We start from the raw sequence: 11,198 nt of genomic DNA, 5'->3' as shown, positions 1-11,198 counted from the left end.
ACTTAAGAGGCTTTTTATTAAAAAAATTACAAAATAATTTATTTAAATAAAAATCTTTGTAGAAAAATGTAAGTTGATTTTTTAGAAATACTTAAAAAATAAATGTTATAATGAGATTATTAGTAAAAAATGTAAATTAATTATTGATTTAAGTTTTATTGATTTTAGGGGGCATATTTGTGATTAAGCTATTAAATACAGTAAACGATTATATTATAGTTATGGATAGAGAGGGTGAGATAAAGTTTTGTAATGAAAAATTATTATCAAGAATTGACCTTGATAATAAATATATAAAAAATATTAACATAAAAAATATACTATATAGAGATAATAAAAAATTATATGAGTCAATTAGTAATATAAAAAAGGATGAAGAAATTAATATAAGTGTAGAAATTATAAATTCAAAAAAAGAAAAGATTTTACTGAATGGAAAAATAATATTAAGTAAATTTAATAATAAAGAATCTATATTTCTAGTATGTAAAGAAGATAGTAATAAGCTATATAATATAAATGATTTAGAAACAGCTTTAGACACAATACCCTATGCTGTATGTATAAAAGGTACAGATGGTAAATATATATATGGAAATAAGTATTTTTATGATTATATCTCAATAGAAAAAATGAATATTTTGGGCAAAAAGCTTAAAGATATAAGCGAAGTAAATACATATGAAAATATATCGAACATAGAAAAAAAGATAATAAAAAGTAAAAAGCCTAGATTAATAGAGGCAGTTGTTGAAAAAGGTGATAATCCATTAAACTTGGATATGTTTATTGCGCCAATTTTTAAAAAAAATGACAAATTAAAGTATATAGTTACAATGATTAAAGATGTGACTATAAAAAAACAATTGAAAAAAATATAGAAATATTAAAATTAAATAATAGCACATCTGATGATATAGAAATTAATTCATTACTAGATAATTTATTAAAAAATATATCTAATTATTTAAAATCAGATTCAATAACATTATACCTATATGACAAAGAATCTGAAACTTTAAATCTAGGAAGTTTATATGGTGAGGTAAAAAATATATCTACTACACCAAAAATTATAAAATTTGAAAAAGAAGATTTGAAAAAAATACTAGATGATAAAAAAATAGGAAGAACATTAGAAGTTTCTGGAATAAGTGATATTAGGGTTTCCGCCTTTAAAAGTATAAATAAAAATCTTAGTTTTGCAGGTTCATATAATTTAATGAATGGTGATGAATTTATAGGGATATTAAATATATCATATTTAGGCGATAATGAACCTGAATATTATCAAAATGACTTTATGAATAATTTATGTTCACGCATTGCATTAATTATAAAAAACTATAAGTTATCTAAAAAGGCTAAACTAGAACTTGAAAGACGAATAGATATAGAAAATGAATTAGAAAGATTATTAGATATATCAGTGGATATGTTTGCTACAATAAATGAAGATGGATATTTTAAAAACTTAAGTCCACAATGGAGCGAAACTCTTGGATGGACTGAAGAAGAACTTAAATCTAGAAAGGCTATTGAGTTTATTCACCCAGATTATAAAAAAGAAGTAAAAAGTATGAGCAAAATAAAAGATAATAATAAAAATAGAGCAATAAATAGAGTATTATCTAAAAATGGAGACTATCTATGGTTTAAGTGGAACTACAAATATATAGAAGAAAAAAAATACTTTATAATTACAACTAGAAATATAACTAAAGAGAAAGAAGAAGAAAAAAATAGAAAGTTATTAGAGAAAGCAATAGAAGTAGAAAGTATAAAAAATGAATTCTTTGCAAATATATCTCATGAATTTAAAACACCTATAAATATAATACTTGGAACAATGCAATTATTAGAAAAACAGTCAACTAAAGATGTGACTATATATAATAATGGATATAATTTAAATAAGCATATAAAATCGATAAAGCAAAATTCATATAGGCTGTTAAGATTGGTTAATAATTTAATAGATATGACTAGAATAGACACAGGGTTTTATGAGTTGAATTTAGGAAACCATAATATTGTAAATATAGTAGAAGAGATAACACTATCTGTAGCAGAATATATTGAAGGTAAAGAGATAAATCTTATATTTGATACTAACTCAGAAGAAACAATTATAGCTTGTGATCCAGATAAAATAGAGAGGATTATATTGAATATCTTGTCAAATGCAATAAAATATACAGACAAAAATGGTGAAATAAAAGTTGATATAAAAATTATAAAAGATAGAGTAGTAGTATCTATAAGAGATAATGGAGTTGGGATTTCAAAAGAGAAGCTTCCATTTATATTTGATAGATTTAGGCAAGGAGATAATGTACTTACAAGAAGATGTGAAGGTAGTGGAATTGGATTATCGTTAGTCAAATCTCTCATAGAGATGCATGAAGGTCATATTCATGTAGAAAGTAAAGTAGGATATGGGTCTGAATTTATATTTGAATTACCAATAAGATTAATAAAAGAAAATAAGCGTAAAATATCGAAAAGTAGTTTTAATCAATCTAAAATTGAAAAATGTAATATAGAGTTTTCTGATATATACTCTATATAAATTTTTATTAAAATTGAACTATATGTTAAAATAAAGAATATTATAATTATATATACAAATAATCAGCATAGTATTTGTATTTAAGAAAGGAGATAAAATGGATAATTACTCAAGGTCAATACCTAAAGAAAACTTAATAATGTTAATGATGGCAGCAGCAATAGTACTATTTAATATAGTAGGATTTATAATAGTATATTTTGTATGGAAAGAGTATAGCAAAGAATCTGATTATATATATACTAATGGGAAAATGCTTATGAATTTTCATATAACTTTTGTAATATATGAAATAATTGCAGGTATTTCAATTATAGCCTTTATAGGAGTTATATTAGTACCTTTAGTTAGTTTAGTATATTTTATACTGACATTAATAGGATTAATAAACTATGGATCACACAAAGACTATTTATATCCTTTGACATTTAATATAATAAAATAATTAACTATAAAAAAGACTATTAATTTTTTTAATAGTCTTTTTTATATTAGTGTATTAAACTAATATTTTAAATTGATATCCATTTTCTTTAAAATAAGGTATTATCATATCTAATGCTTTTACAGTTTCTTCTTTTCCATAAGTATCATGCATTAAGACAACTACCATTTCTTTACCTTGAGAAGTTTTTACAGCATATTCATATAATTCTTGAGCATTCTTTTTTTTACCTTCAGCATCAGCATTTAAAGCATTCCAATCAATAGATGACATACCCTTGTTTTTTAGATAATCTTTAAGTGGTTGCATATTTTTCCAAGACATATATCCACCAGGACATCTTAAAACATTTGAAGTAAATTTGTCTCCTAAAACTTTTTTCATAGCTTCAGTAGTCTTATTAATTTCATTAGTAAAAGTATCTAAATTTAAACTTCTATTAGGATATAGCTTTTTATAATCATGTGTATATGAGTGATGAGCTATTGCATTACCTTCATCAAAAGTTCTTTTTAATATTTCATTAGCACCTTTTACTTCTAATGAGTTACCCTTAATAAAGAATGTACCTTTAACATCATATTTATTTAAAGTATCTAATACTTTAGGCGTATTAGTTGTAGATGGTCCGTCATCAAATGTAAGGAATACAACTTTTTCACCATTATTAGAATAATCATAACTATTTAGTTTATCCCAAACTACATTTGCATCGTATCCGTATTTTTTAACAGAATCTTTTTTTGCTCCGACTATGGGTTCATTTTTTTCTCTCTCAATTTGTTCTAATCTTAAAATTTCTTTACGCTTAGCTAATTCTCTTTCTTCTTTTTTCTTAGCCATATCAGCCCATACAATAGATCCAATTCCTATTACTAACACTGTAGCACCAGTAATTATTGCTATTTTTTTCTTACTTTTTGCTTTTTTAGATAACATAACTTACAATCTCCCTTTTTTCATCAAATACAATCTAATTTTCATAGACAATTATAGCTAAAAATATACATTAAGTAAAATAACAATGTTGTAATAAAAAATAATCGATTTATCAAAACTTTAAGTTATGTAAACTGATATAATATGTGTAGAGAGTATTTTAAGGGCATGTAAATAATTGTAAGGGGGGAATTTTATTGAAGAAGTATATTGGTGAAATAGGGTTAATATTAATTGCTATTATATGGGGAAGTGGGTTTGTAGGAACTAAATTTGCGCTAGATGGAGGATTTACACCAATACAGATAATAACTTTAAGGTTTTTTATATCATCTATTTTATTAAATATAATATTTTTTAAGAGAATTAAGAAAAATATTAATAAAGATATAATAAAAAAAGGGAGTTTATTAGGTATTTTTTTATTTATTGCATTTGCAGTGCAAACTTTTGGACTATTATATACAACTCCATCTAAAAATGCATTTATAACTGCAGCAAATGTAGTTATAGTACCTTTTATAGGATATATAATTTATAAAAGGAAGCTTGATAAAATTGGTGTAATAAGTAGCGTAATCACTCTTATAGGTATAGGGATTTTATCTTTAGAATCTAATTTTTCTGTTAATTTTGGAGATTTTTTAACTTTAATTTGTGCATTTGGATTTGCAGGACATATATTTTTTACAAGTGAATTTGCAGTAAATAAAGATCCTATAATTCTAACATCTATACAATTTAGTGTAGCTTTTATATTATCATTAATAGTCCAAGTTTTTATAGGAGAGGTAAAAGTATACTCACAACCTAGTGGTTACTTAGGAGTATTATATTTAGCTTTATTTAGCACAACCATAGCGTTTTTAATGCAAACTATATGCCAAAAGAAAGTTTCAGGAACTAAAACTGCTATAATACTTTCAACGGAGGCAGTATTTGGGACATTATTTTCAATAATATTATTAAATGAGCAAGTTACATTAAAAATGATAGCAGGAAGTTTATTAATTTTTGCATCAATTATAATGGCAGAAACTAAGTTATCATTTTTGAGAAAAGAAAACCATTACATAAGGGAATTAGAATGCATTGAAAATAAAAAAGATATAGAAGAGATAGATACAAGTATTGACTAAATAATTAATAATATTTTATATTAAGACAATATATTTAAAGATGCATTCTATGTATTGATATTAATATATAATAAATGGTAAAATGTAGGAAATGGGAAATTGTTTCCATTAATACAATAAGAAATAATTTTAAATTTATTGTTTAAGGTACATAACCAAGGGTATATATATGTTATAACAATTTAGACAATAAAATTAAAATTTATATAAATATAACAGGAGGGAATAATTATGAAAAAATTTGTTTGTACAGTATGTGGATATATACATGAAGGGGAAACTGCACCAGAGCTATGTCCAGTATGTAAAGTAGGACCTGAGAAGTTCGAAGAAATGAAAGGTGAAATGGTTTGGGCTGATGAGCATAGAATAGGAGCAGCTCAAGGAGTAGATGAAGAAGTATTAGAAGGATTAAGAGCTAACTTTGTTGGAGAATGTACAGAAGTAGGAATGTACTTAGCAATGAGCCGTCAAGCTGATAGAGAAGGATACCCAGAAGTAGCAGAAGCTTACAAGAGAATAGCATTTGAAGAAGCAGAACATGCAGCTAAATTTGCTGAATTATTAGGTGAAGTAGTAGTAGCAGACACTCAAGCTAACTTAAAAGCAAGAGTTGAAGCAGAATACGGAGCAACAGAAGGAAAATTAAAAATAGCGAAGAGAGCTAAAGAATTAGGACTTGATGCTATACATGATACAGTACATGAAATGTGTAAAGATGAAGCGAGACATGGTAAAGCATTCTTAGGTTTATTAGAAAGACATTTCCAAAAATAAGAATTAAAATAATTTATGCAAAAAGGAGAAAGAACTATCTTTCTCCTTTTTTATTTTCACCTATAAAAAATTTGATATTTTTATTTATAGAGCGATTCATTTCCAATGCAAAATTAGAACTTATTTTTCTCATAAATAATAGTTGACCAAAATTCTCAGCATTAAAAATATTAGTATTTGGCATATTATTTTCTTTATTTTTAAACATATCTACAAGTTCGTTATTATTCAAGTCTTTATACTTTTCATCAAAAACTACATATTTCTCGTCAAATCTATCTCGAAAAATTTTTTTATAATCTTTAGGATAATACCCTAGAGTGAGCATAGCAGCAGGAAATGTATAATCAGGCAGATTTAATAAACTCTTATGTATTTCATAATTTTCCATTATATCTCCTATATAGCAACTACCAATTCCTAAACTTTCAGCAGCAATAACCACATTTTGAGCAGCTATTAATGCATCATTTACAGCGAGCATGAAGTCATTAATTCCAGGAGATGTAAATTCTTTATTATTACTCTTAGCTATTTTTTCTACATCACAAATTTCAAAGTATTTATACCACTTATGCATATCAGCCACAAACAATAAAACTAAAGGAGCTTTTTTTATAAAAGGCTGATTATCACAAGTTATACTTAACTTTTTCTTAGTTTCTTTGTTTGTTACTTTAATTATAGAATACATCATCATATTACCAGCAGTAGGAGCCTTTATTGCGCTTTCAATTAATAGGTTTAAGTGTTCCTTAGATATAGATTTTTCTTCATATCTTCTTAGAGATACTCTATTATTTATTGTTTCTATTGTAGAATTCATACAAAATCCCCCTAAAATAAAGTATATATAAAGTTCTATGCAAAGCAGAAATATCCTTTACAAGTTATTACTTTTAACAACTAAATAAAAGCCTAGAATATAATCTAGGCTTTTTATTTATCCCAACTCAACAGGAGGTGCTGTTGGTTGAGAAAGAGCTTTGAAAGGTATAGTATCAACTTGTGTACCTAAAGGTTTTAATTGTAATGGTTCACTCCAAGTAATCCATACTCTAGTAGTTTCGTTTTTATTTCCCAAAAATGCTAAATCTTTTAGTTCTAAGGATACAGTGCTTTTACCAGGAACTAAAATATCTCCTTGGTATTTATCTCCATAAGCTCCCCACTCAACAGTAATATCTCTAGTAGTATGATTTGTTATATCTACAACAGGATAATGTTTCTCTTGAGTCATTTTAACGTTATTATCAGCAGTTATAGAGCTATTATCAGCATAAGAAATAATACCTAGTGATAATACCATGAGCATTGTAAGTAAAGATAATTTTAATTTATTCATATAAATCACTCCTATATTTTGTTAGAAATAAAACTTTTTATATAGTATCCTCATGTTCAAAATTAAATATGTAAAAAGGTAGATAGTAAATTATGTATTAAATTTTATCTAATAAAGATAAAGATGATATATAATTAATAAAAAGAGAATAAAATACTAATATGTAAATTTAAGTTAATAAAGGGGAAAAAATGAAAAAGGTATCTGTTATAAGATGTGATAATTATGATTATGAAAATGTATTAAAATCTATAGAAAGAAATTTAGAAAATATAGGTGGATTAGAATCATATATAAAGCCAAAAAGTAAAGTACTTATAAAGCCTAACTTATTAATGAAAAAAACTCCTGAAGAAGCTACAACAACTCATCCTATTGTAGTTAAAGTTTTATGTAAAAAACTTTTAAATTTAAATTGTGAAGTAATAATAGCTGATAGTCCAGGTGGGCCATATACACAGGGATCACTAAAAGGAATATATAAGTCTTCTGGTATGGAAGATGTAGCAAATGATTTAGGGATAAATTTAAACTATGATGTTTCGGATATTAAAGTAGAAAATAAAGATGCGCATGCGCTTAAGTATATGGATATTATAACACCCATAACAAAAGTAGACCATGTAATAAATGTATGTAAATTAAAAACTCATGGAATGGCAACTTTTACTGGAGGAGTAAAAAACTTATATGGTTGTATAGCTGGCTTAAAAAAAGCAGAAATACATTATAGATTTCCTACAGAAGAATTATTTTGTGAAGATGTGCTTCTAGATATATGTTCCTATGTAAATCCAACTCTTACTATAATGGATGGAATAGTTGGAATGGAAGGTGATGGACCTTCAGCTGGATCTCCAAGAAAAATAGGTGTATTATTAGCATCTTCTAGCCCTTATGCAATAGATACTGTAGCTTGTAAAATTATAAATCTAGATTGTGACAAAGTTCCAACAATAAGAGGTTCTATAAAAAGAAATTATATAAAGAAAGATTTATCGGATGTAGAAATTTTAGGTGATGATATAAATCCATTAATAATAAAAGATTTTAAAATTCCAAGTACTAGCAAAGATTTTAGATTATTATCATCAACTTTACCTAAATTTTTGCATGAACCTATAACAAAACTTATTACTCCAAAGCCGATAATAAGAGATAAAGATTGTATAAAATGTGGTAAATGCATTGAGGCTTGTCCAGCAAAAGTTATGAAATTAAAAGATAAGAAAGTAGTTATAAATTTAGATAAATGCATAAGATGCTATTGTTGTCATGAATTATGTCCTAAAAAAGCGATAGATATTAAGCGTAATTTTATATTTAAATTATTAAAATAAATCGAATTTTATTAGAAAAAATATAAATTTAATTCGTTATAATCATTTAAAAACATGTATATATAGGGTATAATATAGTAAAAAGGTCGTATATAAGTAAATATTCAAATATAATGGGGGATATATTATGACTTCAAAAAGAGAAGATGTACAATATTTAGAGTATGTATTTGGAAAGTTTTATGATATTGGAGCTAATTCATACGGTGGAGTAACAAGACTAGGATACTCTAAAGTAGAAGACGAAATGCACGATATGTTTAAATACTTAGGGGAGAAAGAGAATTTTTATACTTATATAGATGAAGTAGGAAATACTTATGTAGCTAATGATATTAGCGATAAAGAATATTATTTATTAGGTTCTCATTTAGATTCTGTTGTAAATGGTGGAAGATACGATGGTGTAGCAGGAGTTATAGCAGGACTTTTAATATTAAGTTGGGCCAAAAATGATAAGTTAGATATACCAATTAGAGTTGCAGCATTTAGATGTGAAGAATCAAGTAATTTTGGAAAATGTACTATAGGTAGTGGCCTTATAACAAAAGAACTAACTAAAAATGATGTACGTGGATTAGTCTCTAAAACAGGTAAATCAATTATTGAGATATTTAATAATAAAGATTATAACTTAAATCCTAAAAAAATAGAAAATATAAAGCAATACTTAGAACTACATATTGAACAAGGAAAGGTATTAGAAGAATATGGTATAAAGGTTGGAATAGTTAGTGATATAGCAGGACCAAGAAGGTTTAGTTTATGTATTCATGGTGAAGCAGAACATTCAGGAGCAACTCCTATGGATATGAGACAAGATGCACTTTGTGCCGCCTCAGAATTTATATTAGAACTTGAAAGAATAGGTAGGGAAGAACTTTATAGGAAGTCTGTAACAACTGTAGGAGTAATAAGCAATGGTCCGAATGTATTAAATGTTATACCAGGAGAAGTTAATCTTGGAATAGATATAAGAGGAATTGATATAGAAAGTTTAGATAGTATTGTAGAAAAGATGAATCTGGCTATAACAGATATTTCACAAAAAAGGGATGTTAAATTCTTTTTACAAGATGAAGGATCTTTTGATCCTGTAAAAATGAGTTCTTATATTCAAAAAAATTAATTGAATGTAGTGATAAATTAAAAATATCTCATAAGGTAATGCCAAGTGGAGCAGGACATGATGCTATGTCATTTACAAAATTATGTGATAGCGCAATGGTATTTATCCCATGTTATAGAGGGATTAGTCATAATAAAAGTGAATTCTCTTCATTATTAAGTATATATGATGGAGCAAGGGTTATATATGAATATTTAAAGGGAGAAATATAGACATGATACTTATAAAAAATGGGAGAGTAATCGACCCTAAGACAAAACGAGATGAAGTTTTAGATATAGTTATAAAAGAAGATAAAGTATACAAAATAGGAAAATTTCCAATAACAAGTGAATACACAAATGTAGTAGACGCTAGTGGATACATAGTAGCTCCAGGGTTAATAGACGTACATGTTCATTTTAGAGACCCAGGATTTACGCATAAAGAAGATATAGAAAGTGGATCATTATCAGCAGCAAGAGGTGGATTTACTACTGTTATATGTATGGCTAATACTAATCCAATAGTAGATAATGAACAAACTTTAAAATATATAATGAATAAATCTAAAAAATCACCTATAAATGTATTACAAGTAGCATCTATAAGTAAAGGATTTAAAGGTGAAGAATTAGTAGATATGGAAAAATTAAAATCATTAGGTGCAGTTGGATTTAGTGATGATGGTTTACCTATAATGAATAGTGATACTATTTTAAAAGCAATGAATAAAGCTAAAGAGATAAATGTTCCTCTAAGTTTTCATGAAGAAGATCCATCTCTTATAAGTAATCCAGGGATAAATGAAGGTGAAATTTCTAGAAAGCTTAAAATAAGTGGAGCATCAAATGTAGCTGAAGATGTTATGGTAGCAAGAGATTGTATGCTAGCTATAAAAACAGGTGCAAAAGTAAATATACAACATATAAGCTCTGGGGTTTCTGTTGAAGTTGTAAGGATGGCTAAAAAATTAGGTGCGAATGTTTTTGCAGAAGCAACGCCACATCATTTTACATTAACAGAAGATGATGTACTTAAGCATGGTACTAATGCTAAAATGAATCCTCCACTTAGAACTCAAGATGATAAGTATAAAATAATAGAAGGGCTACAAGATGATACTATTGAAATAATAGCAACAGACCATGCGCCACATACCAATGAAGAAAAGGACGTAGAATTTAAAAAAGCACCAAGTGGCATAATAGGCCTTGAAACAGCGCTATCTTTAGGGGTAACTAATTTAGTTAGAAAAGGTCATTTAAGCATAATGAAGTTAATTGAAAAAATGACTATAAATCCTGCTAAATTATATAACTTAGAAAGTGGATGTATAGAAGAAGGCGGATTAGCAGATTTAGTTATATTTGCTTCAAATGAAAAGTATATAGTAAAAGATTATGTATCTAAGGCAAGTAACTCACCATTTACGGGAAGCAGTCTATATGGAAAAGTTAAATATACCATATGTAGAGGTAAAGTAGTATTTGAAGATATAGAAGAGTAGTATAACTATAATATAAATAAAAA

The 11,198-nt window shown here is 26.5% G+C and carries 12 protein-coding genes; 9 read left to right on the top strand and 3 right to left on the bottom strand.

The genetic code is table 11. The features are described from left to right. Positions 1–179: 179 nt before the first annotated feature. The 3 genes from JWF52_RS18025 to JWF52_RS18015 all read left to right on the top strand — a co-directional run bounded on the left by JWF52_RS18025 (position 180) and on the right by JWF52_RS18015 (position 3,017). Positions 180–881, top strand: coding sequence for a PAS domain-containing protein (locus JWF52_RS18025; RefSeq protein ID WP_208334865.1), 702 nt, complete (start codon positions 180–182; stop codon positions 879–881). A gap of 215 nt (positions 882–1,096) precedes the next feature. Beyond that, on the top strand, positions 1,097–2,572 hold the full coding sequence (locus JWF52_RS18020) for a PAS domain-containing sensor histidine kinase (protein WP_208334864.1): 1,476 nt from the start codon (positions 1,097–1,099) through the stop codon (positions 2,570–2,572). Positions 2,573–2,669: 97 nt separating this feature from the next. Further along, positions 2,670–3,017: a DUF4870 domain-containing protein gene (locus JWF52_RS18015; RefSeq protein ID WP_208334863.1), complete on the top strand. Its 348-nt coding sequence runs from the start codon at positions 2,670–2,672 to the stop codon at positions 3,015–3,017. Between the two features lie 54 nt (positions 3,018–3,071). Here the strand turns inward: JWF52_RS18015 and JWF52_RS18010 are convergent, their stop codons facing one another. After that, positions 3,072–3,956 (bottom strand): polysaccharide deacetylase family protein, encoded by an 885-nt coding sequence (locus JWF52_RS18010; protein ID WP_208334862.1) that lies wholly within the window; start codon positions 3,954–3,956, stop codon positions 3,072–3,074. Between the two features lie 197 nt (positions 3,957–4,153). Here JWF52_RS18010 and JWF52_RS18005 point away from each other — a divergent pair, with 197 nt between their 5' ends. Next, a complete protein-coding gene (locus JWF52_RS18005; RefSeq protein WP_208334861.1) occupies positions 4,154–5,095 on the top strand; it encodes a DMT family transporter in 942 nt (313 codons plus the stop codon). A gap of 231 nt (positions 5,096–5,326) precedes the next feature. Next, positions 5,327–5,872, top strand: coding sequence for an NADH peroxidase (locus JWF52_RS18000; RefSeq protein ID WP_208334860.1), 546 nt, complete (start codon positions 5,327–5,329; stop codon positions 5,870–5,872). 34 nt (positions 5,873–5,906) lie between these two features. On the opposite strand, the gene JWF52_RS17995 is transcribed toward JWF52_RS18000, so the two are convergent. Both JWF52_RS17995 and JWF52_RS17990 read right to left on the bottom strand, forming a co-directional pair. Continuing rightward, positions 5,907–6,698 carry a nitroreductase family protein gene (locus JWF52_RS17995; protein ID WP_208334859.1) on the bottom strand — a complete coding sequence of 264 codons (792 nt, stop codon included), beginning with the start codon at positions 6,696–6,698 and terminating at the stop codon, positions 5,907–5,909. 117 nt (positions 6,699–6,815) lie between these two features. Beyond that, positions 6,816–7,217: a hypothetical protein gene (locus JWF52_RS17990; RefSeq protein ID WP_208334858.1), complete on the bottom strand. Its 402-nt coding sequence runs from the start codon at positions 7,215–7,217 to the stop codon at positions 6,816–6,818. Between the two features lie 191 nt (positions 7,218–7,408). Here JWF52_RS17990 and JWF52_RS17985 point away from each other — a divergent pair, with 191 nt between their 5' ends. From JWF52_RS17985 to JWF52_RS17975, 4 genes are all read left to right on the top strand, one after another. Continuing rightward, positions 7,409–8,557: a DUF362 domain-containing protein gene (locus tag JWF52_RS17985; protein ID WP_208334857.1), complete on the top strand. Its 1,149-nt coding sequence runs from the start codon at positions 7,409–7,411 to the stop codon at positions 8,555–8,557. A gap of 127 nt (positions 8,558–8,684) precedes the next feature. After that, entirely contained in the window at positions 8,685–9,686 is a 1,002-nt protein-coding gene (locus JWF52_RS17980; RefSeq protein ID WP_286184266.1) for a hydantoinase/carbamoylase family amidase, read from the top strand. A 38-nt stretch (positions 9,687–9,724) separates the two neighbouring features. After that, positions 9,725–9,898: a M20/M25/M40 family metallo-hydrolase gene (locus JWF52_RS19515; protein WP_286184265.1), complete on the top strand. Its 174-nt coding sequence runs from the start codon at positions 9,725–9,727 to the stop codon at positions 9,896–9,898. Between the two features lie 2 nt (positions 9,899–9,900). Beyond that, a complete protein-coding gene (locus tag JWF52_RS17975) occupies positions 9,901–11,175 on the top strand; it encodes a dihydroorotase (protein WP_208334856.1) in 1,275 nt (424 codons plus the stop codon). Positions 11,176–11,198: the final 23 nt, after the last annotated feature.

This window comes from Clostridium sp. CCUG 7971 (genome assembly GCF_017590215.1).
GTDB lineage: Bacteria > Bacillota > Clostridia > Peptostreptococcales > Peptostreptococcaceae > Faecalimicrobium.
The sequence above is the reverse complement of the archived record's forward strand: the minus strand, read 5'-3'. Positions and strand labels throughout refer to the sequence as shown.